The sequence below is a fragment of the Actinomadura sp. 3N407 genome (genome assembly GCF_052245875.1).
Lineage (GTDB): Bacteria > Actinomycetota > Actinomycetes > Streptosporangiales > Streptosporangiaceae > Spirillospora.
In genome coordinates this window covers 128,778-154,551 of record NZ_JBQQBP010000006.1, presented here as the reverse complement: position 1 = coordinate 154,551, position 25,774 = coordinate 128,778, and the positions used below count along the sequence as shown (strand labels likewise).

21 protein-coding genes and 1 tRNA gene are annotated in these 25,774 nt (G+C 71.5%); 19 read left to right on the top strand and 3 right to left on the bottom strand.

The window, feature by feature from the left end:
- Positions 1-124: 124 nt before the first annotated feature.
- The 13 genes from trpB to ACTWPP_RS17085 all read left to right on the top strand — a co-directional run bounded on the left by trpB (position 125) and on the right by ACTWPP_RS17085 (position 16,204).
- On the top strand, positions 125-1,348 hold the full coding sequence (trpB, locus tag ACTWPP_RS17145) for a tryptophan synthase subunit beta (protein ID WP_443105259.1): 1,224 nt from the start codon (positions 125-127) through the stop codon (positions 1,346-1,348).
- Positions 1,345-2,157, top strand: a complete 813-nt coding sequence (gene trpA / locus ACTWPP_RS17140; RefSeq protein ID WP_443105258.1) for a tryptophan synthase subunit alpha — start codon at positions 1,345-1,347, stop codon at positions 2,155-2,157. The genes trpB and trpA overlap by 4 nt, the downstream gene beginning before the upstream one ends.
- A 153-nt stretch (positions 2,158-2,310) precedes the next feature.
- The gene (locus ACTWPP_RS17135) at positions 2,311-2,802 is read left to right on the top strand and encodes a vitamin K epoxide reductase family protein (RefSeq protein ID WP_443105257.1); all 492 of its coding nucleotides are present in this window, start codon (positions 2,311-2,313) and stop codon (positions 2,800-2,802) included.
- Positions 2,803-2,858: 56 nt separating this feature from the next.
- Positions 2,859-3,635 carry a DsbA family protein gene (locus ACTWPP_RS17130; RefSeq protein WP_443105256.1) on the top strand — a complete coding sequence of 259 codons (777 nt, stop codon included), beginning with the start codon at positions 2,859-2,861 and terminating at the stop codon, positions 3,633-3,635.
- Positions 3,636-3,771: 136 nt separating this feature from the next.
- The gene (locus ACTWPP_RS17125) at positions 3,772-4,614 is read left to right on the top strand and encodes a DsbA family protein (protein WP_443105255.1); all 843 of its coding nucleotides are present in this window, start codon (positions 3,772-3,774) and stop codon (positions 4,612-4,614) included.
- 43 nt (positions 4,615-4,657) lie between these two features.
- Positions 4,658-5,920: a prolipoprotein diacylglyceryl transferase gene (gene lgt / locus ACTWPP_RS17120; RefSeq protein ID WP_443105254.1), complete on the top strand. Its 1,263-nt coding sequence runs from the start codon at positions 4,658-4,660 to the stop codon at positions 5,918-5,920.
- A 30-nt stretch (positions 5,921-5,950) separates the two neighbouring features.
- Positions 5,951-6,670, top strand: coding sequence for a VIT1/CCC1 transporter family protein (locus ACTWPP_RS17115; protein WP_443105253.1), 720 nt, complete (start codon positions 5,951-5,953; stop codon positions 6,668-6,670).
- Positions 6,671-6,775: 105 nt separating this feature from the next.
- Entirely contained in the window at positions 6,776-7,567 is a 792-nt protein-coding gene (locus ACTWPP_RS17110; RefSeq protein ID WP_443105252.1) for a hypothetical protein, read from the top strand.
- Between the two features lie 52 nt (positions 7,568-7,619).
- Entirely contained in the window at positions 7,620-8,744 is a 1,125-nt protein-coding gene (locus ACTWPP_RS17105; RefSeq protein WP_443105251.1) for a hypothetical protein, read from the top strand.
- A 281-nt stretch (positions 8,745-9,025) separates the two neighbouring features.
- Positions 9,026-13,627, top strand: a complete 4,602-nt coding sequence (gene gltB / locus ACTWPP_RS17100; RefSeq protein ID WP_443105250.1) for a glutamate synthase large subunit — start codon at positions 9,026-9,028, stop codon at positions 13,625-13,627.
- A gap of 16 nt (positions 13,628-13,643) precedes the next feature.
- Positions 13,644-15,107 carry a glutamate synthase subunit beta gene (locus ACTWPP_RS17095; protein WP_443105249.1) on the top strand — a complete coding sequence of 488 codons (1,464 nt, stop codon included), beginning with the start codon at positions 13,644-13,646 and terminating at the stop codon, positions 15,105-15,107.
- A gap of 114 nt (positions 15,108-15,221) precedes the next feature.
- Positions 15,222-15,641, top strand: coding sequence for a helix-turn-helix transcriptional regulator (locus ACTWPP_RS17090; protein ID WP_443105248.1), 420 nt, complete (start codon positions 15,222-15,224; stop codon positions 15,639-15,641).
- 110 nt (positions 15,642-15,751) lie between these two features.
- A complete protein-coding gene (locus ACTWPP_RS17085) occupies positions 15,752-16,204 on the top strand; it encodes a VOC family protein (protein ID WP_443105247.1) in 453 nt (150 codons plus the stop codon).
- Here ACTWPP_RS17085 and ACTWPP_RS17080 read toward each other — a convergent pair.
- On the bottom strand, positions 16,197-17,642 hold the full coding sequence (locus ACTWPP_RS17080) for a pyridoxal phosphate-dependent decarboxylase family protein (protein WP_443105246.1): 1,446 nt from the start codon (positions 17,640-17,642) through the stop codon (positions 16,197-16,199). The two genes, ACTWPP_RS17085 and ACTWPP_RS17080, sit on opposite strands and share 8 nt — an antisense overlap.
- Before the next feature lie 329 nt (positions 17,643-17,971).
- Here ACTWPP_RS17080 and ACTWPP_RS17075 point away from each other — a divergent pair, with 329 nt between their 5' ends.
- Complete coding sequence (locus tag ACTWPP_RS17075; protein ID WP_443105245.1) at positions 17,972-18,850, top strand: hypothetical protein; 879 nt, start codon at positions 17,972-17,974, stop codon at positions 18,848-18,850.
- Position 18,851: 1 nt separating this feature from the next.
- Here ACTWPP_RS17075 and ACTWPP_RS17070 read toward each other — a convergent pair whose 3' ends face one another.
- A complete protein-coding gene (locus ACTWPP_RS17070; RefSeq protein WP_443105244.1) occupies positions 18,852-19,535 on the bottom strand; it encodes a helix-turn-helix domain-containing protein in 684 nt (227 codons plus the stop codon).
- A gap of 67 nt (positions 19,536-19,602) precedes the next feature.
- Here ACTWPP_RS17070 and ACTWPP_RS17065 point away from each other — a divergent pair, with 67 nt between their 5' ends.
- The 3 genes from ACTWPP_RS17065 (at position 19,603) to ACTWPP_RS17055 (ending at position 23,405) form a co-directional block, all read left to right on the top strand.
- Complete coding sequence (locus ACTWPP_RS17065) at positions 19,603-20,160, top strand: type 1 glutamine amidotransferase domain-containing protein (RefSeq protein ID WP_443105243.1); 558 nt, start codon at positions 19,603-19,605, stop codon at positions 20,158-20,160.
- 107 nt (positions 20,161-20,267) lie between these two features.
- Positions 20,268-21,698: a pyruvate kinase gene (pyk, locus tag ACTWPP_RS17060; RefSeq protein WP_443105242.1), complete on the top strand. Its 1,431-nt coding sequence runs from the start codon at positions 20,268-20,270 to the stop codon at positions 21,696-21,698.
- A gap of 318 nt (positions 21,699-22,016) precedes the next feature.
- Positions 22,017-23,405 (top strand): alanine/glycine:cation symporter family protein, encoded by a 1,389-nt coding sequence (locus ACTWPP_RS17055; RefSeq protein ID WP_443105241.1) that lies wholly within the window; start codon positions 22,017-22,019, stop codon positions 23,403-23,405.
- 111 nt (positions 23,406-23,516) lie between these two features.
- Here ACTWPP_RS17055 and ACTWPP_RS17050 read toward each other — a convergent pair.
- Positions 23,517-23,589: transfer RNA gene (locus ACTWPP_RS17050), tRNA-Leu, on the bottom strand.
- A gap of 99 nt (positions 23,590-23,688) precedes the next feature.
- On the opposite strand from ACTWPP_RS17050, the gene ACTWPP_RS17045 reads away from it, so the two are divergent.
- Both ACTWPP_RS17045 and ACTWPP_RS17040 read left to right on the top strand, forming a co-directional pair.
- Positions 23,689-24,303: an ANTAR domain-containing response regulator gene (locus ACTWPP_RS17045; RefSeq protein ID WP_443105240.1), complete on the top strand. Its 615-nt coding sequence runs from the start codon at positions 23,689-23,691 to the stop codon at positions 24,301-24,303.
- 286 nt (positions 24,304-24,589) lie between these two features.
- Positions 24,590-25,765: a branched-chain amino acid ABC transporter substrate-binding protein gene (locus ACTWPP_RS17040; protein WP_443105239.1), complete on the top strand. Its 1,176-nt coding sequence runs from the start codon at positions 24,590-24,592 to the stop codon at positions 25,763-25,765.
- Positions 25,766-25,774 lie beyond the last annotated feature (9 nt).

The following is a 25,774-nucleotide window of genomic DNA, read 5'->3' as shown; positions in this document are numbered from 1 at the left end:
CCGTTCCCCCACGCGAGTCGATAGGGTACGGGCATGCAGGTGGAGCCGCTCCGGGAGCGATGGCGGGGCTTGGTGAGTCAGTGACCGGACAAGCCCCTTCTCGTACGACAGGACGCGTTTTCTCATGACCATCGACACCGCGAGCGGTGCCGTGCCCGACGCGACGGGCCATTTCGGATCCTTCGGCGGGCGGTTCGCCCCCGAGGCGCTGATGGCGGCGCTGGACGAGCTGACCCGCGAGTTCGAGGCCGCCAAGCAGGATCCCGCATTCACCGCCGAGCTGGACGACCTGCTCGCGAACTACGCGGGCCGCCCGAGCCTGCTGACGGAGGCCAAGCGGTTCTCCCGGCACGCGGGCGCCCGTGTGCTGTTCAAGCGCGAGGACCTCAACCACACCGGCTCCCACAAGATCAACAATGTGCTGGGGCAGGCGCTGCTCACCAGGCGGATGGGCAAGACCCGCGTGATCGCCGAGACCGGCGCGGGCCAGCACGGCGTCGCGACCGCCACGGCCGCGGCGCTGCTCGGCCTGACCTGCACCGTCTACATGGGCGAGGTCGACACCGAGCGGCAGGCCCTGAACGTCGCCCGGATGCGGATGCTCGGCGCCGAGGTCGTCCCGGTGAGGACCGGCAGCCGCACCCTCAAGGACGCCTGCAACGAGGCGTTCCGCGACTGGGTCGCCACCGTCGACGACACCCACTACTGCATCGGCTCCACGATGGGCCCGCATCCGTTCCCGATGATGGTCCGCGACTTCCAGCGGGTCATCGGCGTGGAGGCTAGGCGGCAGTGCCTGGAGCTGACCGGCGCCCTCCCGGACGCGGTCGTCGCCTGCGTCGGCGGCGGCTCCAACGCGATCGGCACCTTCCACGCCTTCGTCCCGGACGAGTCGGTGCGGCTGTACGGGTTCGAGGCGGGCGGCGACGGCGTGTCCACCGGCCGGCACGCCGCGACGCTGGTCGGCGGGTCCCTCGGCGTCATCCACGGGATGCGGACCTACCTGCTGCAGGACGACGACGGGCAGACCATGGAGACCCACTCGATCTCCGCGGGCCTCGACTATCCCGGCGTCGGCCCCGAGCATGCGTGGCTGCGCGACTCCGGCCGCGCCGAATACCGCGAGATCACCGACGCGGAGGCGATGGAGGCGTTCTCGCTGCTGTGCCGCACCGAGGGCATCATCCCGGCGATCGAGTCCGCGCACGCGCTCGCCGGCGCGCTCAGGGTCGGCGGGGAACTCGGCCCGGACGCCACGATCGTCGTGTGCCTGTCCGGACGCGGCGACAAGGACATGCACACGGCCGCCGCCTTCTTCGGCCTGATGCCCGAGGGAGAGGGAAAGTGACCGTCCAGACCGCCTACGACAAGGCCAGGGCCGAAGGACGGGCCGCGCTGGTCGGCTACCTGCCCGCCGGGTTCCCCACCTACGAGGGGGCGATCGAGACCGCGAGGACGATGGTCGACGCGGGCTGCGACGTCATCGAGATCGGGCTGCCCTACTCCGACCCGATGATGGACGGCCCCACCATCCAGGACGCGGTGCACCAGGCGCTCGTCGGCGGCATCCGCGTCGCCGACGTGTTCCGGACGGTCGAGGCCGTCGCCGCGACCGGCGTCCCGACGCTCGTCATGACGTACTGGAATCCCGTCGACCATCACGGTGTCGGCGCGTTCGCCCGCGACCTGGCCTCGGCCGGCGGCGCCGGGCTGATCACGCCGGACCTGACGCCGGAGGAGGGCGGCGCCTGGCTCGAGGCGGCGGACGCCCACGGCCTCGACCGCGTCTTCCTCGTCGCGCTCAGCTCCACCGACGAGCGCATCGAGAAGATCACCGGGGTGTGCCGGGGGTTCGTCTACGCGGCGTCGCTGATGGGCGTCACCGGCGCCCGGTCCGCCGTCGACACCGGCGCGCCCCGCCTGGTGGAGCGGACGCGGGCGATCATCGAGAAGGGCGGGGCGGCCCTGCCCGTCGGCCTCGGGCTCGGCGTCGGCAACGGCGCCCAGGCCGCGGAGGTCGCCGGGTTCGCCGACGGTGTGATCGTCGGTTCGGCGTTCATGCGCCGCATGCTGGACGCCCCCGATCTCGCGTCCGGGCTCGCCGGCGTGCGGGCGCTCACCGAGGAGCTGGCGGCGGGCGTCCGTTCCGGCCGCTGACCGTGTCCGCGGGAGCGGGGGATCGCCCGTTTCCGCGGACGTTCCGCGGCGTCCCGGGAACGTCCGCCGGGGGCCGCCGCGTTCATGCTCATGGTGCCCCCGCTCTCCCGTAAGGTGTGTTCGCCGGTTGAGGCGGTCCCCGGAAGGATCACGATGACGCAAGAGATGACGGCGAAGGGCGGGGCCGGGACGGCGACGCCGCCGCCCCCGCCCGCGTGGTTCCTGGTCCCGGCCTGGGTTCTGACGATCGCCGGGCTCGGGATCTCCGGTTATCTGACGGTCACGCACTACGACGAGGGCGCGCTGGTGTGCTCGGCGTCCAAGACCGTGGACTGTCACGCGGTCACGACGAGCGAGTACGCCGCGCTGGCCGGGATTCCCATGCCACTGCTGGGCCTGGCGTTCTTCGTCGGGTTCGGCGCGCTGATCACGCCGTGGGCGCTGCGGTCGGTGTGGCCGCCGCTGCGGTGGGGCAGGGTGGCGAGCACCGCGGTCGGCGTGCTGTTCGTCGTGTACCTCGTGACCGTGGAGCTGGCGATCCTGCACAAGATCTGCCTGTGGTGCACCGGAGTGCACGCGATCACCGTCCTGCTGTTCGTCCTCGTCCTGGCCGACGAATTCCGACGAATCGGTCAGGTCGACTAACCTCACCGTGACCGCGCCCCACGGTGGCGGCGCGGCCCCCACGCATAGGAGCACACATGAGCAAGGCCGCACGGGAGCGGTCCGCGAGAGAGCGCCTGGCCGCCGATCGCAAGCGGCAGGCGGCGCGGCAGAAGCAGCGGCGGCTGCTCGCCATCGTCCTCGGATCGGTGGTCGCGGTGGCGGTGATCGTGGTCGGCACCGTCCTGATCGTCGACTACCAGAGCAAGCAGGGCCGCGCCGAGGTCCACCAGGGCGCGCTCGCCCCGCTCAGCCGCCAGGACGACGGTTCGATCGTGATGGCGCAGCCCGGGGTGACCAAGCCGGTGCTGGAGATCTTCGAGGACTTCCAGTGCCCGGTCTGCAAGCAGTTCGAGGAGGCCAGCGGCAAGACCGTCCTGGAGCTGGCGGAGCAGGGGAAGGTCAAGGTCGTCTACCGGCCGTTCCACCTGTTCGGCCAGCAGAAGGACCCCATCAGGATCAACTCGCTGCGCGCGGCCGAGGCGGCGCTGTGCGTCCCGGCCGACAAGTGGATCTCCTACCATGACGCGCTCTTCCGGTTCCAGCCCGCCGAGGGCTCGGAGGGCTTCGCGCCCGACGACCTCGTGAAGTGGGGCAAGGACATCGGCGTCACCGACGCGAACTTCGAGAAGTGCGTGCGGGACGAGCAGAAGAAGTCCACGGTCGACGCGATGACCAAGTACGCCCTGCAGGAGCGCGGCGTCCAGGGCACCCCGTCGGTCTTCCTGGACGGCAAGCAGCTCGACTCGACCCAGTTCATGAACCCGGCGGCCCTCCGGGCGACCATCGACGCGGCGGCCGCCTCCGGCAAGTGAGCGCGGCCTCCGCCACGTGACGCGCCGCGCCGTCCCGGCCGGGACGGCGCGGCGCGGCGCTTCACCCGGCCCCGGCGCCCCCCGCCCGCTACGCTCGTAGTTCGTGTGAACACGCACAGTGGCGATCGGGGGATCGATGAGCGAGCAGGACAGGGGGCCGTCGGCGCGCCGGCGGCTCGCGGACGAACGGGCCCGGGACCAGGCGCGGGAGCGCCGGCGGCGGTGGCTGGTGGTCGTCCTCGGCGCCGTCGCCGTGGCGGCGGTCGTGGTCGCGGTGACCGTCGTGGCGGTGTCGCGGAACGGCGGGGACGGGCCTCTGGGAGACGACTACTCGGGCCCGCTGGCACCGACGGCGCGGGTGGAGTACGGGGCCGTCGCGATGGCGCAGCCGGGCGTCGCCGGGCCGGTCCTGGAGATCTACGAGGACTTCCAGTGCCCGGCGTGCAAGGCGCTGGAGAAGCGGCTGGGCGGGACGCTCAAGCAGCTCGCCGCCGAGGGGGAGGCCAGGGTCGTGTACCGGCCGTTCCAGCTCTTCCAGCAGGAACCGCTGATGTCCAACTCGCGGCGGGCCGCGAACGCCGCCGCCTGCATCCCCGTGGACGAATGGGTCCCCTACCACGACAGGCTCTTCGCCGGGCAGCCCCCCGAGGGCGACACCGGCTTCACCCCGGAGAACCTGATCAAGTGGGCGGCCGACCTGGGCGTCACCGATCCCGCGTTCGCCGCCTGCGTCAACGGGAACCAGAAGATCGACCTCGTCGAGAAGGCGAGCGCCGCGGCCGGGAGGGCCGGGGTCGACTCCACCCCGTACCTCGCGCTGAACGGCGAGAAGGTCGACGGCGACGCGCTCGGCTCTCCGGACGAGCTGAGGAGGGCCGTCGCGCAGGCCGGCGGAGGGACGCCCCCGTCCCCCGGTGGCACACGGTCGGACGGCCGGGCGGACGGCTCGGCCGGAGTCCACGGCCGGGTACGGTCGTAGAGTCGGCGCGCGCGGCGCCCCGGAGGGGGTAACGTCAACCGTCATGCAGCCGCTCGCCTACATCCCGAGTCCCTCGCAGGGCATCTGGCACATCGGGCCCGTACCCATCCGCGCCTACGCCATCATGATCATCCTTGGCATCGTCGTCGCGGTATGGCTCGGCGAGCGGCGCTGGGCCGCCAAGGGCGGCGCCCCCGGCGTGATCATCGATGTGGCCGTGTGGGCGGTGCCGTTCGGGCTCGTCGGCGGGCGGATCTACCACGTCATCACCGACTACCAGCGCTATTTCGGCGAGGACGGCGATCCGGCCCGGGCACTGGAGATCTGGAAGGGCGGCCTCGGCATCTGGGGCGCCATCGCGTTCGGCGCGGTCGGCGCGCTCATCGCATGCCGGCGGCGCGGGATCTCCCTCCTGGCGCTCGCCGACGCGGTCGCCCCGGGGATCGCCCTGGCGCAGGCCATCGGCCGCTGGGGCAACTACTGGAACCAGGAGCTGTACGGCCGTCCACTCGACGCGTTCTGGGCCATCGAGATCGACGAGGACCACCGGCCCATGCTGGACGGCGGGCCCGGCCTCGACCCCAAGTATGCCGACATCGCCACCTACCACCCGACGTTCCTGTACGAGTCGCTGTGGTGCATCGGCGTCGCGGTCCTGGTCATCTGGGCCGACCGGCGCTTCAAGCTCACCCACGGCCGGGCGTTCGCGCTCTACGTCGCCGCCTACACGTTGGGACGGGCCTGGATCGAGGCGCTGCGCATCGACGAGGCGCACCACATCCTCGGCCTGCGGCTGAACGACTGGACGTCGATCCTCCTCTTCCTCGGTGCGGTTGCCTACCTGTACCGGATGCGCCACCGCACCGGCCCCGAGAACGTCGGCCGTCCCGTCGCGGAGGGGCCGTCCGACGACCCGGTCTCCGCCGAGGCGAAGCCGGAGCCGGAGGACGAACCCGAACCCGGGACCGAGACCGAGAAGGCCGAAGCCGAAGACTCGGAAGCCGAGAAGCCAGAGGCCGAGAAGCCAGAGGCCGAAAAGGTCGAGGACGCCGAGAAGGCCGAAACCGACGACGCTGACACCGAGAAGGCCCAAGCCGAGGACGCCGAAGCCGAGAAGGCCGAGAAGGCCGAGAAGGCCGAGAAGGCCGAAACCGAGAAAGCCGAGAGGGCCGAAGCCGACGACGGCGAGGCGGAGGCCGCGTCCGAGGGCGAGGACCCCGAGGGCGAGGCTGAGGACGGCGCCGGAGACGGTGCCGGCGGGTCCGAGCGGGTAGAGGAGGGGGAGCCCGTCAAGGACGGGAAGTAGCGGTCGGCGAAGGGCTCTGGTGCGGGCGAGATGACCAGCGGCAAGCCCGGTGCGCCACCGGAACGTCACCACCAGCACCGTGACGTCACCGGTGGCTGGCTGCGGCCGGCGGTGTTCGGCGCGATGGACGGGCTGGTCTCCAACTTCGCGCTGATCGCGGGCGTGGCGGGCGGCCAGGCGAGCCAGAGGGTCGTCCTGCTGGCGGGCCTGGCCGGCCTGGCGGCGGGCGCGTTCTCGATGGCCGCGGGGGAGTACATCTCGGTCGCCTCCCAGTCGGAGCTGGCGGAGGCGGAGATCGAGGTGGAACGGGTGGAGCTGGCCCGGCACCCCGTGGCTGAGGAGCGGGAGCTCGCCGAGGTGTTCCGGTCGCGCGGCGTGGACGCGGAGACGGCCGCGGAGGTGGCGCGGCAGCTGTCCAGGAACCCCGACGAGGCGCTGGAGGTGCACACCCGCGAGGAGCTGGGCGTGACCCCCGGCGACCTGCCGTCGCCGGCGCTGGCGGCGGGCTCGTCGTTCCTGTCGTTCGGGGTGGGGGCGATCCTGCCGGTCCTCCCGTACCTGCTGGGCGCCTCCTCGCTGTGGCCGGCGGCGATCATCGCGGCGCTCGGGCTGTTCGGCGCGGGTGCGCTGGTGTCGCGGATCACGGCCCGGCCCTGGTGGTTCGGCGGGGCGCGGCAGCTGCTGTTCGGCGCGGCCGCCGCGGTGATCACCTACGGGGTCGGCGCGCTGATCGGGACCAACGGCGTCTAGCCCCGGCGCGGTCTCCGGCCCCGGGCGCGGCGGGCACCTCCAAGGAACTGGATAAAACGCCCTTTCGGCCACGCGCGGGCCGCCCGTACCGCTAAGCTCCGGGGCGTGATCGAGGCTCGTGACACAGGTTCCCCCGAGGCCGCGCGCGACGGCGACGGGCGGGACTTCTGGCCGGAGGAGAAGCCCGGCCGCAGGCTCCCCCGTCCGAAGCTGCTGCTCGGCGCGGTCGGCGCGCTGGTCGCGGTGATCGTCGCGGGCGTCGCCGTGCTCGTGTTCACCGGCGGGGAGAAGGGGCCCGCCGAGGGACCGGTGCTGCCGACCGCCTACGCGCCCGACTACAACGGCGAGGGCTTCGACGAGATCGCGAACAGGTCGGCCGACAGCCGCGCGATCACCGAGGGCGAGGCGGCCTCGGCCAAGGACCTGAAGTCGGGCGCCTACTCCTTCACCCTGGCCGAGTCGGCGCTGACCTCCGACTGCAAGTCCGCGACGTGGGGCGCCCGCCTGCAGGCCGACCTCGCCAAGTTCGGCTGCAGCCAGATCGCCCGTTCCGCGTACGTGAGCGGCGACAAGAAGCACGTCGGCCAGTTCATCGTGATCAACATGGAGACCTCGGACGGCGTCAAGCAGGTTCTGCGCGACCTGCAGCGCGAGACCGGCGCCGGCTGGGTGACGCCGCTGAAGGCGCCGGGCGTGCCCGCGTTCGGTTCCGGGTTCAGCGCCGCCTACGCCAAGACCTACGGCCACTACGCCGTGATCACGTGGGTGGAGCGGGCCGGCGGGGAGCAGCCCGCCTCGCTCAACGAAATGATCGATGTGAGCCTGGTCATCGAGAGCGCCGCCGACTTCCTGTACGGGCGGCTTGACCTGGCCTCGACCGGAAGGCCCGGCCAGTGATCGGCCCGCACGCGGGCGTGTCACCGGGCGCCGGGCAGTAGTCTGCGCGGTCGTGGACTCCGATGAACCCCGACGCGGCGGCGGCCCCCGGCGCGCACCGGTGAGCCGCCAGGGCCGCCGGCAGCCCGCCCCGCGCAGGACGGCGCCGGGCCGCGCGGGAGGCCCCCGCCGGCCGGACCCGTCGCGCCGCGCGCCCCGCCCGCAGCGGCCCGTTCCGCCGCCCCGCACGCCGTTCGAGGACGGCGAGTCCGCCCACCCCGACGCCTCCGCGTATCACGACGCGCCCGCCGCCGTCCCGCCGCCGATTCAGGGCGACCCGCACGGCCCCGGCAGGAAGCCGGAACGACGCGGCGGGAAGCCGGAAAGGCGCGGCGGGAAGCCGGGCAGGGGACGTCCCGCCGGGGCGGCGCGGCAGCCGCGTCCCGCGCCGCGCGAGGGCGGGCCCGGAGCGAGGCTGTACTTCGGCGCGGCCGCGGTCCTGGGCGTGCTCGTGCTCCTCGGCGTGGGCGCCGTGGCCGTGCTGCGCGGGGGTAACGCTCCGGACGCGGGCGACGCGGCCAACGTGACGATCGGGACGCCCGCGGAGACGGGTATCTCGCCGGACTCCTACTCCAGCTCGTCCTCGTCGTCGGCGTACTCGGGCATCGCGTCCCGGAGCGCGGACCCGAAGCCGCTGACGATCGAGGAGGCGTTCACGTCGTCGGCGGCGAAGCTGTCGGTCCCGGACGGCGACGTGCAGGTCAAACTGCGAGCCAAGCGGCTGGACGGTGACTGCGCCGCCGCCGTGTGGGGCGGGACCGTGGGCGAGGCGCTGGGCAAGGGCGGCTGCACGCAGGCCGCCCGCGGGATCTACTCCGACACCGAGAACGGCTACGCGCTGGCCGTCGCGGTCTTCAACCTGGCCGGGTCCGCGGACGCCGACCGGTTCGTCGCGAAGCTGGAGGAGACGATCGGCGCGGGTTTCGTCAGGCCGCTGGAGGCCCCCGAGCCGCTGGACGACTTCGGACGCGGCTTCGGCATGGCGCGCGGCCTGGCCATGGGCCACTTCGCCGTGGTCACGTGGGCGGAGCGGCTGGACGGCAAGGGCGGCCCAGAGGACGAGGCGCTGCTGTCGCTGCTGATCGAGGGCGGCAAGAACCCGGCGGTGCTCGGCCGCGCCGCCCGCGCGTCCAGCTGACCGCGATTCGGGCAAGTCACCGGAACATCACGGTGAACCTCGCGTGCCCGGTGATGATCGTCACCGTGGCCGGGGTGCTTTCCATCCTGGGAGGAGCCGGTAATCTGGTCTAAACCACTGTGAGATGGCGCTGCACGGGCCGTCCGAACCAGAAGTTTCGCGATCTGGTGCAGCCGGGCATGATCCCGGCAGTGATGTAATGTCATCTCACCGCAGCAAGGGCCAACGTCGTCCCGGACTGCACTGACATCAGCAGTGACACGACGACGACGGGAGGGTTGATGGCTTCTGCTGCCCTGACACCTGCTGCCCGCACACCTGTTGCCGGCCCATCCGCGGCCGGCACCGGCGACCGCCCCCGTGCGCAGGGGCTGTACGATCCGGCGCACGAACACGACGCCTGCGGCGTCGGCATCGTGGCGGACCTGCACGGCCGCAAGAACCACGACATCGTGCAGAAGGCCCTGACGGTCCTGAAGAACCTCGATCACCGCGGTGCCGTGGGCGCGGAGCCGGACGACGGCGACGGCGTCGGCATCCTCGTCCAGATCCCGGACGCGTTCTTCCGCGACACCTGCGACTTCGCGCTCCCCGACGCCGGCGCCTACGCGGCCGGCATCGCGTTCCTCCCGGTGGACGGCGACGAACGCGCCGCCGTGGTCGCCCACGTCGAGAAGCTCTGCGCCGAGGAGGGCCTGTCGGCCCTCGGATGGCGGGAGCTGCCGCACGACCCCGGCTTCACCGGCCCGGCCTCGCGCCGTGTCATGCCGCACTTCTCGCAGCTGTTCGTCGCTCCCACCCCCGGCGGCCCGCACGACGGCAAGACCGGCCTGGAACTGGACCGCGTCGTGTTCTGCATGCGTGAACGCGCCGAGCAGGACGTGCGGGTCTACTTCCCGAGCCTGTCCAGCCGGACGATCGTCTACAAGGGGATGCTGACGACCCCGCAGCTGGAGCCGTTCTTCCCCGACCTGTCGGACCGCCGCTTCACCAGCGCGATCGCCCTGGTGCACTCGCGGTTCTCGACCAACACCTTCCCCGCCTGGGAGCTGGCCCACCCGTACCGGTTCATCGCCCACAACGGCGAGATCAACACGGTGAAGGGCAACCGGAACTGGATGCGGGCCCGCGAGGCGCTGCTGAAGTCCGACCTGATCCCCGGGGACCTGTCGCGGATCTACCCGGTGATCGACATCGAGGCCAGCGACACCGCCTCGTTCGACGAGTGCCTGGAGCTGCTGCATCTCGGCGGCCGGTCGCTGCCGCACGCGGTGCTGATGATGATCCCGGAGGCGTGGGAGAACCACGCCGAGATGGACGCCGACCGCCGCGCGTTCTACGAGTTCCACTCCACCCTGATGGAGGCGTGGGACGGCCCCGCCAGCGTCAGCTTCACCGACGGCACCGTCGTCGGCGCCGTCCTGGACCGCAACGGGCTGCGTCCCGGCCGGTACTGGGTGACCGACGACGGCCTGGTCGTGCTGGCCAGCGAGGCCGGTGTCCTCGACATCCCGGCCGCCAAGGTCGTCCGGAAGGGCCGGCTGCAGCCCGGCAAGATCTTCCTGGTCGACACCGCCGCCGGGCGGATCGTCGAGGACGACGAGGTCAAGGCCGAGCTGGCCGCCGAGCAGCCGTACGGCCAGTGGCTGCACGAGGGCCTGGTCCGGTTCGAGGAGCTGCCGCGGCGCGAGCGGGAGATCCCGACGCACGAGACCCTCGTCAAGCGGCAGCAGACGTTCGGCTACACGCTCGAAGAGCAGCGGATCATCCTGTCGCCGATGGCCAGGACGGGCGCCGAGCCGATCGGGTCGATGGGCACCGACACCCCGATCGCGGTGCTGTCGGAGCGGCCCCGGCTGCTGTTCGACTACTTCAAGCAGCAGTTCGCGCAGGTCACGAACCCGCCGCTGGACGCGATCCGCGAGGAGCTCGTGACCTCGCTGCAGTCCACGCTCGGCCCGGAGGGCAACCTGCTGGAGCCCGGCCCGGGCTCGTGCCGCCGTCTGGTGCTGCCGACCCCGATCCTGGACAACGACGAGCTCTCCAAGATCATCCACATCGACGACGAGGGGTCGCTGCCGCATCTGCAGGCGCACGTCGTGCAGGGCCTGTACGACGTCGCCGGCGGGGGAGAGGCCCTGGAGGCCCGGCTGGAGGAGATCAACTCCGAGGTGAGCCGCGCCATCGACGCCGGCTCCCGCATCATCGTGCTGTCGGACCGCGGCGCCGATTCGTCCCGCGCCGCGATCCCGTCGCTGCTGCTGACCGGCTCCGTCCACCACCATCTGATCCGGGAGAAGACCCGCACGCGGGTCGGCCTCGTCATCGAGACCGGCGAGGCCCGCGAGTGCCACCACATGGCGCTGCTCATCGGGTACGGCGCGTCCGCGATCAACCCGTACCTGGCGATCGAGACCGTCGAGGACCTCGTCCGCGGCGGCGCCATCGAGGGCGTCGCACCGGAGACCGCCGCCCGCAACCTCGTGAAGGCGTACGGCAAGGGCGTCCTGAAGGTCATGTCGAAGATGGGCGTGTCCACGGTCGCGTCCTACACCGGCGCGCAGATCTTCGAGGCGATCGGGCTCGGCGAGGACGTCGTGTCCCGCTGCTTCACCGGCACCACGTCCCGGCTCGGCGGCGTCGGCTTCGACGTGCTGTCCCGCGAGGTCGCCGAGCGGCACGCCCGCGCCTACCCGCCGGGCGGCAACGAGCCGGCGCACCGCACCCTGGACGTCGGCGGCGAGTACCAGTGGCGCCGCGAGGGCGAGCCGCACCTGTTCAACCCGGACACGGTGTTCAAGCTGCAGCACGCCACCCGCACCCGCCGCTACGAGGTCTTCAAGGAGTACACCGCGAAGGTCGACTCGCAGGCCGAGCAGCTGATGACCCTGCGCGGGCTGTTCAAGCTGAAGGACGGCGAGCGCGAGCCGGTGCCGATCGACGAGGTCGAGCCCGTGTCGGAGATCGTGAAGCGGTTCTCCACCGGCGCGATGTCGTACGGGTCCATCTCCGCCGAGGCCCACGAGACCCTCGCGATCGCGATGAACCGGCTCGGCGGCAAGTCCAACACGGGCGAGGGCGGCGAGGACCCGGCGCGGTTCACCCCGGACGAGAACGGGGACCTGCGCCGCAGCGCCATCAAGCAGGTCGCGTCCGGCCGGTTCGGCGTCACCTCCGAGTACCTCGCCAACGCCGACGACATCCAGATCAAGATGGCGCAGGGCGCCAAGCCCGGCGAGGGCGGCCAGCTGCCCGGCCACAAGGTCTACCCGTGGATCGCCAAGACCCGGCACTCCACCCCCGGCGTCGGCCTCATCTCGCCGCCGCCGCACCACGACATCTACTCGATCGAGGACCTGGCGCAGCTCATCCACGACCTGAAGAACGCCAACCCGGCGGCGCGCGTGCACGTCAAGCTCGTCGCCGAGATGGGCGTCGGCACGGTCGCGGCCGGGGTGTCCAAGGCGCACGCCGACGTGGTGCTGATCTCCGGGCACGACGGCGGCACCGGCGCCTCGCCGCTGACCTCGCTCAAGCACGCCGGCACGCCGTGGGAGCTGGGCCTCGCCGAGACGCAGCAGACGCTGCTGCTGAACGGGCTGCGCGACCGCATCGTCGTGCAGACCGACGGGCAGATGAAGACCGGGCGGGACGTGCTCATCGCCGCGCTCCTCGGCGCCGAGGAGTACGGTTTCGCGACCGCGCCGCTGGTGGTGTCGGGCTGCATCATGATGCGGGTCTGCCACCTGGACACCTGCCCGGTCGGCGTCGCCACCCAGAACCCCGTCCTGCGGGAGCGGTTCACCGGCAAGGCCGAGTTCGTCGTGAACTTCTTCGAGTTCGTCGCCGAGGAGGTCCGCGAGTACCTCGCGGCCCTCGGGTTCCGCTCGCTGGACGAGGCGATCGGGCACGTCGAGATGCTCGACACGCGCGAGGCCGTCGAGCACTGGAAGGCGTCCGGGCTGGACCTCACACCGGTCCTGCACACGCCGGAGCGGGCCGAGGGCGCGGCGCTGCACCGTGTCACCGAGCAGGACCACGGGCTGGGGAAGGCCCTGGACAACACGCTGATCCAGCTCGCCGAGGGCGCCATCGCGTTCGGCGACAGGGTCACGCTCGACCTGCCGATCCGCAACGTCAACCGGACGGTCGGCACCATGCTCGGCCACGAGGTGACGGCGAAGCACGGCGGGGCGGGCCTGCCCGACGACACGATCGACGTCACGTTCACCGGCTCGGCGGGCAACTCGTTCGGCGCGTTCGTGCCGCGCGGGATCACGCTGCGGCTGGTCGGCGACGCCAACGACTACGTCGGCAAGGGCCTGTCCGGCGGTCGGCTGACGCTGCGCCCGCCGGCCGACGCCGGGTTCGCGGCCGAGGAGCAGATCATCGGCGGCAACGTCATCCTGTACGGAGCGACGTCCGGTGAGCTGTTCGCCCGCGGCATCGTCGGCGAGCGGTTCTGCGTCCGCAACTCCGGCGCGACCGCCGTCGTCGAGGGCGTCGGCGACCACGCCTGCGAGTACATGACCGGCGGCCGCGCGGTGATCCTCGGCCGGACGGGACGCAACCTCGCGGCCGGCATGTCCGGCGGCATCGCCTACGTCCTGGACCTGGTGCCCGAGCGGGTCAACGGCGAGATGGTCGATCTGGACCCCCTCGACCCCGACGACCTGGACTTCGTCCGGGCGCTGGTCGAGCGGCACCTGGCCGAGACCGGTTCGCGGTTCGCGGGCCGGCTGCTGGACGACTGGGACGCCGCCGCGGGCCGCTTCACCAAGATCATGCCGCGTGACTACCGGCGCGTCCTGGACGCGATGGCCAAGGCCGAGGCCGAGGGACGCGACGTCGACGAGGCCGTCATGGCCGCGGCGCAGAGCTGAGAGGGGGACTTCCATCATGGCCGACCCGAAGGGTTTTCTGACCGTCCGGCGGGAGCTCCCGAAGCGCCGCCCGGTCGACGTGCGGATCAAGAGCTGGTCAGAGGTCTACGAGGACTTCGGCAAGGACCGGCTGGAGAAGCAGGCGAGCCGCTGCATGGACTGCGGCATCCCGTTCTGCCACCAGGGCTGCCCGCTCGGCAACCTCATCCCCGAGTGGAACGACCTCGTCCACCGCAAGGACTGGCGGGAGGCCGTCGAGCGGCTGCACGCCACCAACAACTTCCCGGAGTTCACCGGGAGGCTGTGCCCGGCGCCGTGCGAGAGCGCCTGCGTCCTCGGCATCAACCAGGACCCGGTCACCATCAAGCGGGTCGAGGTCGAGATCATCGACCGGGCGTTCGCGGAGGGGTGGGTGCGCCCGCAGCCGCCCGCCGTCACGACCGGCAAGACGGTCGCGGTGGTCGGCTCGGGGCCCGCGGGCCTCGCCGCCGCCCAGCAGCTCACCCGCGCCGGGCACGACGTCACCGTGTACGAGCGCGCGGACCGGATCGGCGGGCTGCTGCGCTACGGCATCCCCGAGTTCAAGATGGAGAAGCGGCACCTCGACCGGCGCCTCGCCCAGATGCGCGCCGAGGGCACCGACTTCAAGACCTCGGTGAACGTCGGCGTCGACGTCACCGCCGGCGACCTGCGCGCCGGCCACGACGCCGTCGTCCTCGCGGGAGGCGCCACCGCCTGGCGGGACCTGCCCGTCCCGGGACGGGAGCTCAAGGGCGTCTACCAGGCGATGGAGTACCTGCCCCCGTCGAACAAGACGCAGGAGGGCGACTACGAGGAGTCGCCGATCTCCGCTAGGGGCAAGCACGTCGTGGTCATCGGCGGCGGTGACACCGGCGCCGACTGCATCGGCACCGCGATCCGGCAGGGTGCCGCGTCGGTCACCCAGCTGGAGATCATGCCGCGCCCGCCGGAGTCCCGCCCGGACGCCCAGCCGTGGCCGACGTACCCGATGCTGTTCAAGGTGGAGAGCGCCCACGAGGAGCTCGCGGACCTCGGCGGCGACCGCGTCTACGCCGTGTCCACCACCGAGTTCGCGGGCGACGCCGACGGCAACGTCCGCGCGCTGAAGATCGTGGAGGTCGGCGGGCCGGAGACCGGGTTCCAGCCGGTCGAGGGCACCGCGCGGGAGATCCCGGCGGATCTGGTCACGCTCGCGATGGGCTTCCTCGGCCCGCAGCGCGAGGGCCTGCTCGAGCAGCTGGGCGTCGATCTCGACCAGCGCGGCAACGTGGTCCGCGACGGCGACTACCGGACGTCGGTGGACGGCGTGTACGCCGCGGGGGACATGGGCCGCGGCCAGTCCCTGATCGTCTGGGCGATCGCCGAGGGCCGCGCCGCCGCGCACGGCGTCGACGCGTACCTCACCGGCCGCACCGACCTGCCGTACCCGATCCCGCCCACGGCGCGCCCGATGGCCTGACCGCGTCATTGCAGGCCCGGTCCACTGCGCTCGCGTGCGTGGCCGAGGTCGCCGTGAAACGAAGGCCCTGAGGGCGCACTGCCTTCGGGGCCTTCGATGTGTCAGCATCGGAGCATGGGATCCGCGCCGTCCACCCTGGACACGGGTCTGCTGCGCCGCATGAGGCTGGCCCGGGACACCATGGATCGGGAGTGGGCCGACCCCCTCGACGTGGCCGCCGTCGCCGCCCGCGCAGGGTATTCGCGCTACCACTTCGTCCGGCTGTTCAACGAGGTCTACGGCGAGACGCCCGGCGCCTACCTCGCCCGCCGCCGCGTCGAACGCGCCCAGGACCTGCTCCGCACGGCCAACCTGACCGTCACCGAGATCTGCATGCTCGTCGGCTTCACCAGCCTCGGCACGTTCTGCACCCGCTTCAAACAGCAGGTGGGGATGACGCCCACCGAGTTCCGCAGGCGGGCCCGCACCGCCGGCTCGTCCGCGATCCCCGGCTGCTTCGTGCTGCTCTGGGCTGGCGGGTTCCGCAAGGACTGAGCCGTCCGGGCGCCGGGCAAGCCGCCCGGGGCACTGCGCAATTATGGAGAAGGCCGCCCCGGCACCCGCCTCCTACCGTGGACGGAACACCTGATCGGAAGGGGAACGACATGATCACCAAGCTGGGCCTGGCCACCATCTGGGTGCTCGACCAGGAATCCGCCAAGGCGTTCTTCACCGAGAAGCTCGGCCTGGAGGTCCGCGACGACATGACCCTCGGCGACGGCGGCATGCGCTGGATCACCCTCGGCACCAAGGACCAGCCCGACCTCAGCCTCGCCCTCATGGTGCCGGGCCCGCCCACCATGGACCCCGACTCCGCCGAGCAGATGAAGGCGCTCATCGCCAAGGGCGTCCTCGGCGCCGGCGCGTTCAACACCGACGACTGCCAGGGCGACTACGAGGCGCTGTCCGCCAGGGGCGTCGAGTTCGTGCAGGCGCCCGAGAAGCGCCCCTACGGCGTCGAGGCCGTCTTCCGCGACGACTCCGGTTGCTGGTACAGCCTCACCCAGCCCTTCGAGCAGCTCGACGAGACCCAGCCCTGGAACGAGTGTCTCAGCTGAGACCGGCCGTGCCGCCGGACTGGGCGGCGCCGAGTTCGCGCAGGACGTCCACCAGGCGTTCCACGTCGGCCTTCGTCGTCCTCCAGTTGAGCGGCGCCGGCCGGAACACCGTCATGCCCCGGTACGTGCTGGTCCCCGCGTACACGCGGCCGTCGGCGAGCAGCGCCTCGCCCAGGCGCGCGTTCAGCTCGTCCAGGCGCTCCTCCGGGACGCCTTCCGGGCGGTACCGGAAGCACACGATGCACAGCCGCACCGGCGCGAGCAGTTCCAGGTCCGGCGCCGCCTCGACGAGTTCTCCCAAGTGCGCGGCGACGTCGAGGTGACGCTCGACCATCTCCCGGTGGCCGTCGCGCCCGTAGGCACGCAGCGTCGCCCAGATCGGCAGCGCCCGCGCCCGCCGCGACGACTCCGGCCCCAGCGTGTTGTAGTTGATCCGCTCGTCGTCCGCGTCCGGCAGATACGCCGCGCCCCACGCCCCGAACGTGCGGCTCAGCATCGCCGGGTCGCGGACGAACGAGAAACCGCTCTCGTACGGCACGTTCAGCCACTTGTGCGCGTCCACCGTCACCGAGTCGGCCCGCTCGACGCCCCGCGCGAGGTGCGCCGTCCTCGGCGACAGCGCGGCGAACATGCCGAACGCCCCGTCCACGTGCAGCCAGGCCCCGTAGCGCTCCGCCAGGTCCGCCAGGTCGGAGATCGGGTCGGAGTCCCCGGTGTTGACCTCACCGAGGTTCGCCACGATCACGGCCCTGCCGTCCTCCCGCTCCAGCGCCGCCTCCAGCGCCGCGAGATCGATCCGCCCCGCGTCGTCGCGCGCGAACGTCCGCAGCGTGTCCCGTCCGCAGCCGAGGATCTGCAGCGCCTTGCGGGTGCTGACGTGCACCAGGCCGCTGCTGAACACCGGCATCACGGGGAGCCCCGCCAGCCCCCGTGACGTCACGTCCACGCCGTACTGGTCGGCCCACCAGTACCGCGCGCACGCCAGGCCCGTCACATGCGCGAGCGTCGCGCTCGGCGTCAGCACGCCACCGAAGGCGGCGGGCAGCCCGAACAGCTCCTTCAGCCACCGCAGCACGACCGTCTCCGCCCGCGCCGCCAGCGGCGACGCCGGCCACAGGCCCGCCACCTGGTCCAGCAGCGACGCCGTCCAGTCGCCCGCCATCGCCGCCGGCGTCGACCCGCCGACCACGAAATGGAAGAACCGCGGCCCGGACGAATGCGTCGCCGCGCCCGTCCCCACGCGCACCAGCCGCTCCACGGCGGCGACCGCCCCGTCCCCCCGGCCGGGCAGCGGGCCGTCCAGCTCGTCCAGCAGGACGTCCTGCGACCGGTCATGGACGGGACGGTCCCGGAGGCCGTCCAGATACGGCCCCGCCGCCCGCGCCACCACGGCGAGCGGCTCACCGGCCATGTCACGTTCGTCAAGCGGATCACTCATGTCGCACAGCAGACCACAACCGGCCCCCGTCCGGAAACGCCCCCCGGAGGCCCGTTCGACCAGCCGTTCGTCACATGACCCCGGCCCGTCCGCCCCACTTGTGGTCTTGGGGCAGGTCGGCTACCGTCCCGCCAGGGTTCACCGTGCGGCGGGCGCACAGCCGCAGACCTGTCACGCCGCCGTGGGCCGTGGGCTCCCGCACCCCGCACGCGGGACATCAGGGGCCCGGCCACCCACCGCTGGGGTGGCCGGGCCCACCGCGTCCCGCCCGCGCCGCCGCGTCCGTTTCCTACAAGACCGGCCGGAAGCGGCCGACCTATGGTCGCCCTATGAAAGTCTTCCACCACACCGGCCTCGCACGCGCCGCCGAGTTCATGCGCCTCAACGGCCGTCTCATCGACCGCCACCGGTTCGCCCTGCACTTCCGCGGCGGGCCGGCGGCACCCGTCCTCGCGGCCCTGCGCGCCTACGAGAACCCCGACGGGGGATACGGCCACGCCCTCGAACCCGACCTGCGCGGCGAAGGAAGCCAGCCCGTCCCCGCCCAGCACGCCCTGGAGATCCTCCATGAGGCAGGGGCGGACGACGACCCCGCCGTCGCGCGCACAGGCGACTACCTGACCTCCATCACCGCCCCCGGCGGGGGAGTGCCGTTCGTCCTGCCGACGGTGCGCGACACCCCGCACGGACCCTGGTGGCAGACGCCCGACGACCCTCCGGGCAACATCAACCCCACCGGATCCCTCGCGGGGCTGCTCCACCGCGCCGGGGCGGACCACCCCTGGCTCGGCCCCGCCACGGACTTCTGCTGGCGCCATCTGGAGCACGAGGACACCGAACCCGGCCCGTACGACGCCCTGTCCATCCTCACCTTCCTCGACCACGTTCCCGACCGCGACCGCGCGGAAGCCGCCTTCACCCGCGTCCGCGACGCCCTCGCCGCCCAGGTGGCCCTCGACCCGGACGCCGGGGGAGAACACCACTTCCCCCTCGACTTCGCGCCCACCCCGGAGGGCCACGGACGCCGCCTGTTCACCGGCGACGTCATCGACGCCCACCTCGACGCCCTCATCGACGCTCAGGACGACGACGGCGGCTGGGACGTGGGCTTCCCCAGCTGGACTCCGATCACCCGCCCCGAATGGCGCGGCGTCATCACCGTCGCCCGGCTCAGGACGCTGCACGCCTACGGAAGGCTGAAACCGTAGGTCACAGCAGGTTCCGGACGGGCTCGCCCGCCAGGTCGCGCACCTCGTGCGCGAAATGCGCCTGGTCGGCGTAGCCCGCCGCGAACGCCGCCCCCGCCAGCGGCTCACCCGCCCGCGCCAGCCGCAGCGCCCGCTGGAACCGCAGCACCCGCTGCAGCGTCTTCGGCCCGTACCCGAACGCCGCCAGCGAACGCCGCCGGAGCTGGCGCTCGCTGAGGCCCAGCCCGTCCGCCAGGTCGCGCACCGAACCGCCGTCCAGGCCCGCCAGCACCGCCGCGACGACCGGGTCCGCCGGCCGCATCCGCTCCCGCACCGCCGCGACCAGCGTCCCCCGCCGGTCGCCGGCCCGCGCCACCGCCTCCGCCAGCCGGTCGGCCTCCCCGCCCCACAGCTCCCGCAGCGGCAGCCGCCCGTCCCGGACCGCGTCCGCCGGGACGCCCAGCACCGGCGGCGCCGTCCCCGGCCCGAACCGCACCGCCACCACCGCGTCACCCGGCCGCATCACCGCCGGGACCGGGCCGGTGTCCGGCCCCGCCACCAGGATCCCCGACGCCGACCAGATCAGGTCCACGCACCCGTCGGGGACGACGCGCTGCGTGAACGGCTCGGCGTCCCGCGGCAGCGCCGCCGTCCACGAGCACGCCAGCCCCATCGCGGGGAACTCGCGATAGCCGGTGGGACTCACACCTCCTGCATACCACCCGCGCTCGCGGGCAGGGCGACGGGAAACCCATCGAATCGGGAGGACGGCCATGCCGGACAACGACCTTCACGACAAGACCATCGCCTTCCTCTGCGCCACCGAAGGCACCGAGCAGATCGAGCTCACCGAGCCCTGGAAGGCCGTCGAGCAGGCCGGTGGCACGCCCCGCCTCGTCTCCACCGAGTCCGGGCGCCTCCAGGCGTTCAACCACCTGGACAAGGGCGACACCTTCCCGGTCGACACCACCGTCGACGTGTCCGACCACACCGAGTTCGACGGCCTCCTGCTGCCCGGCGGCGTCGCCAACCCCGATCTTCTGCGCACCCGGCCCAAGGCCGTCGCGTTCGCCAGGTCCTTCTTCGACGCGGGCAAGCCCGTCGCGGTCATCTGCCACGGCCCGTGGACGCTCGTCGAGGCCGACGTCGTCCGCGGCCGTACCATGACCTCGTTCCCGAGCATCCGGACCGATCTGCGCAATGCGGGCGCCACCTGGGTGGACGAGGAGGTCAAGGTCTGTGAGGGCGGGCCGAACGTGCTCGTCAGCAGCCGCGGACCCGGCGACCTCAAGGCGTTCTGCCAGGCCGCCGTCGAGGCGTTCAAGCGTTGACGGCCACATGTGGTCTAGACCTCTGAGCTAGACCAATCGATGAACCCGCGGCGACCATATGCTGCACGAATATCCGTACCGGCGAGTAACTAAGTACGGTTGTGCACGTGAACCGTCGAGCGAAGATCGTCAGCACCATCGGCCCCGCCTGCTCCGGCACCGAGCAGATCAACGCCCTCGTCGAAGCCGGGATCGACGTCGCCCGCCTCAACATGAGCCACGGCGAGCACGCCGTCCACGAGGAGGTCTACCACCGGATCAGGGCGGCCGCCGACGCCACCGGACGCGGCGTCGGCATCCTCGCGGACCTCCAGGGCCCCAAGATCCGCATCGGGCGCTTCCCCGACGGCCCCGTACGCCTCACCCTCGGCGACGAGTTCACCATCACCACCGACGACGTCCCCGGCACCCGCCGCGAGGTCTCCACCACCTACCAGGGCCTCCCCGGCGACGTCAGCCCCGGCGACAGCGTCCTCATCGACGACGGCCGCGTCGCCCTCAAGGTCACCGACGTCGAGGGCACCCGCGTCCGCACCACCGTCACCGTCGGCGGCATGGTCTCCGACAACAAGGGACTCAACCTCCCCGGCGTCCCCGTCAGCGTCCCGGCGCTCACCGACAAGGACGAACGCGACCTCCGCTGGGCCCTCCGCCTCGGCGTCGACCTCGTCGCCCTGTCCTTCGTCCGCACCCCCGCCGACGCCGACATCTGCTACCAGATCATGGAAGAGGAGGGCGTCCGCGTCCCCCTCATCGGCAAGATCGAGAAGCCCCAGGCCGTCGAGCGCCTCCCGGAGATCGTCGCCGCCTTCGACGGGATCATGGTCGCCCGCGGCGACCTCGGCGTCGAACTCCCGCTCGAACAGGTCCCCATCGTCCAGAAACGCGCCATCGAGCTCTGCCGCGAGAAGGCCCGCCCGGTCATCGTCGCCACCCAGATGCTCGAATCCATGATCTCCGCGCCCCGCCCCACCCGCGCCGAGACCTCCGACGTCGCCAACGCCGTCTTCGAAGGCGCCGACGCCGTCATGCTCTCCGGCGAGACCAGCGTCGGCCAGTACCCCATCGAATCCGTCCTCACGATGAGCCGCATCGTGCAGACCGCCGAACAGGCCGCCCTCCAGGCCACCCACACCCTCGAACGCATACCCGAGACCGTCGGCGGCGCCATCGCCCGCGCCGCCGCCGAAGTCGGCGCCATCGTCGGCGCCGAGGCCCTCGCCGCCTTCACCATGTCCGGCGAAACGGCCCGCCGCCTGTCCCGCTACCGCTCCCCGATCCCCCTGCTCGCCTTCACGTCCGTCCCCGCCGTCCGCGGCCGCCTCGCCCACGTCTGGGGCGTCGAGACCTTCATCGTCCCCCAGGTCGACCACACCGACGCCATGTTCGGCCAGGTCGAACAGGCCCTTCTCGAACTCGGCCGCGTCCAGAAGGGCGACAAGGTCGTCGTCGTCGCCGGCTCGCCCCCCGGAACCCCCGGCTCGACCAACGCCCTGCGCGTCCACAGCATCGGCGACGCCATCACCGTCCAGCACTGACGGCCGCCGCAGGCGACCACACCACGGGCCGACCTCACCACCGGCGACCACACCACCGGCCAACCGCCCTGCCGGGCACCGCGCGAACCGCACCCCGCGCGGTGCCCGGCCCTTTGTCGTCGCACCGCCGGAACGGCCGCCCGGCCGGGTCACCGCCCGATCTCGTTTCCACCTCGCTCCGGAAACGCGCATACCGGGGTCAAGACCCGAGAAATGTGGAAAGACGATCTCGTAACGGGTGGTCACGGCCTCTTCTCAACCGGCGTCCACTCCCCTACGTTCCGGAACGATCGTGCCGTTCCCCTGATCGGTGGTGTGATGGACGTCAACGAACTCTTCAGCGATGCGAGCAGCTTCATCTGGGGCCCCTGGCTCCTGATTCCGCTGCTCCTGCTCACCGGCCTCTACCTGACCATCCTCCTGCGCGGACTCCAGGTACGCCACTTCCGACTCGCGTTCTGGCTCGCGTTCGTCCGCCGCTCCGACGTGGACGCCGAAGGCGACATCTCCCACTACCAGGCGCTCTCGACCGCCCTCGCCGCCACCGTCGGCGTCGGCAACATCGCCGGTGTCGCCACCGCCATCGCCCTGGGCGGCCCCGGCGCCGTCTTCTGGATGTGGATCACCGGCATGGTCGGCATGGCGACCAAGTACAGCGAGGCGTTCCTCGGCGTACGCTTCCGCCGCACCGACGCCGCCGGCGAGCAGGGCGGCGGACCGATGCACTACCTCCGGAGCGGCATCAAGGGTCCCGTCGGCCTGATCCTCGGCGGATTCTTCGCCATCGCCGGCGCCATCGCCGCGTTCGGCATCGGCAACATGACCCAGGCCAACACCGTCGCCGCCAACGTAGAAGAGGAATGGGGCCTCGACCCCCTGATCACCGGCGCGATCATCACCGTCCTCGCCGGCGCCGTCATCCTCGGCGGGATCAAGAGCATCGGCCGCGTCACCAGCGCCTTCGTGCCCCTCATGATCGTGCTCTACGTCCTCGGCGCGGCGGGCGTGCTGGCCTTCAACCTCGAGGAGATCCCCGGCGCGCTCGGCACCATCTTCACCGACGCGTTCTCCGGCACCGCCGCCACCGGCGGCTTCGTGGGCGCCGGCGTCGCCGCCGCGATCCAGTACGGCGTCGCGCGCGGCATCTTCTCCAATGAGTCCGGCCTCGGCACCGGCGGCATCGCCGCCGCCGCGGCCAAGACCACCCACCCGGTCCGGCAGGCGCTGGTCTCGATGACGCAGACCTTCATCGACACCATCGTCGTGGTCAGCTTCACCGCACTGACCATCGTCATCACCGGAGTATGGGACGACGCCGGCGAGGACGAGGCCGCCAGCTTCACCGCGCGCGCCTTCGACGCGGGCCTGCCCGGAAACTGGGGCAGCCTCATCGTCACCCTCGGCGTGATCTTCTTCGCGTTCTCCACCCTGCTGGGCTGGTCCTACTACGGGGACCGCTGCGTGGAGTTCCTGTTCGGCCGCAGGGCGGTACTGCCCTACCGCGTGCTCTTCATCCTGATCGTGTACGTCGGCGCCACGACCACCCTCACCACGGTCTGGACCTTCTCCGACGTGATGAACGGCCTGATGGCGCTGCCCAACCTGATCGGCCTGCTCATCCTGTCCCCGCTCGTCTACCGCGAGACCCGGGACTACTTCCGGGAACACCCCAAGGAACACAAGTCCACCGAACCCGCAGAGAAGTAGCCGGAAAGGGCGCCGGGCCGCCACGAGGCGGCCCGGCGCCCTCCGTATTCGGGCTTCGCGACCTCATCCAGCTCATCGGCCTGTTCGGCCGGGCGGCGCGTCCATCTCAAGTGCCCCGAGTGGGATTCGAACCCACACTAGATGGTGTTTGAGACCATTTCCTCTGCCATTGGGATATCGGGGCCTATGTCCAGATAAATCAGACATCTGGACTTGGCGGTCGCCGCTGCCTCGAGGAGGGGCGGCCTCGGTCCAGGGTAGCGGGTTTCGGTAGGCTCGGGGCGTGGAGAGCGCGCGGCGAGTTGTGATCGCGGAAGACGAGGCCCTGATCAGGCTGGACCTGAAGGAGATGCTTCAGGAGGACGGCTACGAGGTCGTCGGGGAGGCCGGCGACGGGGAGACGGCCGTCCGGCTGGCGGGTGAGCTGACACCCGATCTGGTGATCCTCGACGTCAAGATGCCGGTGCTGGACGGGATCTCCGCGGCCGAGCGCATCTCGGCGGACCGGATCGCGCCGGTGGTGATCCTCACCGCGTTCTCCCAGCGCGAGCTCGTCCAGCGGGCCACGGACGCGGGGGCGATGGCCTACCTCGTCAAGCCGTTCTCCAAGACCGACCTCGCGCCCGCGATCGAGATGGCGGTGAGCCGGTACACCGAGCTGCGGGCGCTGGAGGCGGAGGTCGCGGGCCTGCAGGACCGGCTGGAGACCCGCAAGGTCGTGGATCGGGCCAAGGGGCTGCTGCAGGAGGCCAACGGGTGGTCCGAGCCGGAGGCGTTCCGGTGGATCCAGAAGACCTCGATGGACCGCCGGCTGACGATGCGCGCCGTCGCGGAGGCGGTCGTGGCCGGTGCCGCGGGCGACGGGCCGCCGGGGAAGGACGAGCCCGCCGCGGGTTGACCCGTATCGCTGTCATCTCCCGCGTTGTCAAGATCCAATGCGAGAGTTCCGGACTGGTCCGAGGTCGTCACTGTGAGTAATCGTCCCTGGCAATGCCGGGTATCGGATGAGCACGGAGCCGTAACGAACGAGTAACCCTTCTATCCGGGGGGCCTGTTCTGAGGTGGGTCAACGGTGTACGACATAGCTGGTCCCCGAGTGACCGATTTCTCCATCCGAGGTGTCGGCGCCGGGGCATGTCTCGTACCCGATCCCCTCCCGGATCCGGATGGAAAGGTTGGGCACCTTGCGGCGCAACAAGATGAGGATCACCGGCGCGGTGGCGGTGAGCGCGGTGCTCGCGCTCAGCGCCGTGGCGTGTGGTGGTGACGATGGCGGCTCCGGCGGTGACGCCAACGAGATCACGATCGGGTTCATGGGTGACCTGACCGGTGAGAACTCGGGCCTGGTGATTCCGCCCAAGCAGGGCGCGCAGTTGGCGTTCGAGCAGTACAACGCCACGAACCCCGAAGTTAAGATCAACTTCAAGACCTACGACAGCCAGGGCAAGCCGGAGCAGGCGACGTCGCTGGCGCTGGGCGCGGTCAAGAACGACAAGATCGTCGGCATGGTCGGTCCGGCGTTCTCGGGCGAGTCGCAGAGTGTCGGCCCGATCCTGGAGGAGGCCAAGATCCCGAGCGTGTCGCCGTCGGCGACGAACATCACGCTGGGCGAGAAGGGCTGGAAGTACTGGCACCGCGTGGTGGCGGACGACTCGGTGCAGAGCGCCGGCGTCGCGACGTTCCTGACCGACGGGCTGAAGGCGAAGAAGCTCTACACCGTCTCCGACAACCAGGAGTACGGCAAGGGCCTGACCGACGCGATCGCCAAGGCCGTCGAGCCGAAGGGCGTCGAGGTCCAGAGCGACGCGGTGGACGACAAGGCGACGGACTACTCCTCGACCGTCAACAAGATCGTTCAGTTCAAGCCGGACGCGGTCTACTTCGGCGGCTACTACGCTGTCGCCGGGCGGCTGTTCAAGCAGCTGCGCGAAGGCGGCTACGAGGGCAAGATGATGTCGGGCGACGGTTCGCTCGCCTCCGGCCTGATCGAGGGCACGGGGCAGGAGAACGCGCAGGGCGCGCTCGTCAGCTGCGGCTGCCTGATCGACCCGGAGGGCAAGACGAACGAGAAGGCGAAGAAGTTCGCCGACGACTACCAGGCGAAGTTCGGGGCCGAGGTCGCGATCTACTCGACCGAGGGCTTCGACGCGGCCACGTCGTTCGTGGAGGCCGTGAAGGCGGGCAACACGACGACCGACGACATCAACAACTACCTCAAGACGATCGACGTCCAGGGTGTGGGCAAGCCGATCAAGTTCGCCGAGAACGGTGAGCTCGCGGCCGAGGACATCTTCATCTACGAGGTGCAGGGCAACAAGATCGTCTTGTTGGGCCCGGCAAGCGAAGCGAAGGCCTCGTAGGCGTCACCA

What these genes read in the sequence shown, in the direction of transcription:
- ACTWPP_RS17065 (WP_443105243.1), top strand. Translation starts at nt 19,603, where the DNA reads ATGCCGGACAACGACCTTCACGACAAGACCATCGCCTTCCTCTGCGCC.
- ACTWPP_RS17080 (WP_443105246.1), bottom strand. Translation starts at nt 17,642, where the DNA reads ATGAGTGATCCGCTTGACGAACGTGACATGGCCGGTGAGCCGCTCGCC.
- ACTWPP_RS17115 (WP_443105253.1), top strand. Translation starts at nt 5,951, where the DNA reads ATGACCAGCGGCAAGCCCGGTGCGCCACCGGAACGTCACCACCAGCAC.
- gltB (WP_443105250.1), top strand. Translation starts at nt 9,026, where the DNA reads ATGGCTTCTGCTGCCCTGACACCTGCTGCCCGCACACCTGTTGCCGGC.
- ACTWPP_RS17095 (WP_443105249.1), top strand. Translation starts at nt 13,644, where the DNA reads ATGGCCGACCCGAAGGGTTTTCTGACCGTCCGGCGGGAGCTCCCGAAG.
- lgt (WP_443105254.1), top strand. Translation starts at nt 4,658, where the DNA reads ATGCAGCCGCTCGCCTACATCCCGAGTCCCTCGCAGGGCATCTGGCAC.
- trpB (WP_443105259.1), top strand. Translation starts at nt 125, where the DNA reads ATGACCATCGACACCGCGAGCGGTGCCGTGCCCGACGCGACGGGCCAT.
- ACTWPP_RS17075 (WP_443105245.1), top strand. Translation starts at nt 17,972, where the DNA reads ATGAAAGTCTTCCACCACACCGGCCTCGCACGCGCCGCCGAGTTCATG.
- ACTWPP_RS17135 (WP_443105257.1), top strand. Translation starts at nt 2,311, where the DNA reads ATGACGCAAGAGATGACGGCGAAGGGCGGGGCCGGGACGGCGACGCCG.
- ACTWPP_RS17125 (WP_443105255.1), top strand. Translation starts at nt 3,772, where the DNA reads ATGAGCGAGCAGGACAGGGGGCCGTCGGCGCGCCGGCGGCTCGCGGAC.
- ACTWPP_RS17085 (WP_443105247.1), top strand. Translation starts at nt 15,752, where the DNA reads ATGATCACCAAGCTGGGCCTGGCCACCATCTGGGTGCTCGACCAGGAA.
- ACTWPP_RS17090 (WP_443105248.1), top strand. Translation starts at nt 15,222, where the DNA reads ATGGGATCCGCGCCGTCCACCCTGGACACGGGTCTGCTGCGCCGCATG.
- ACTWPP_RS17130 (WP_443105256.1), top strand. Translation starts at nt 2,859, where the DNA reads ATGAGCAAGGCCGCACGGGAGCGGTCCGCGAGAGAGCGCCTGGCCGCC.
- ACTWPP_RS17055 (WP_443105241.1), top strand. Translation starts at nt 22,017, where the DNA reads ATGGACGTCAACGAACTCTTCAGCGATGCGAGCAGCTTCATCTGGGGC.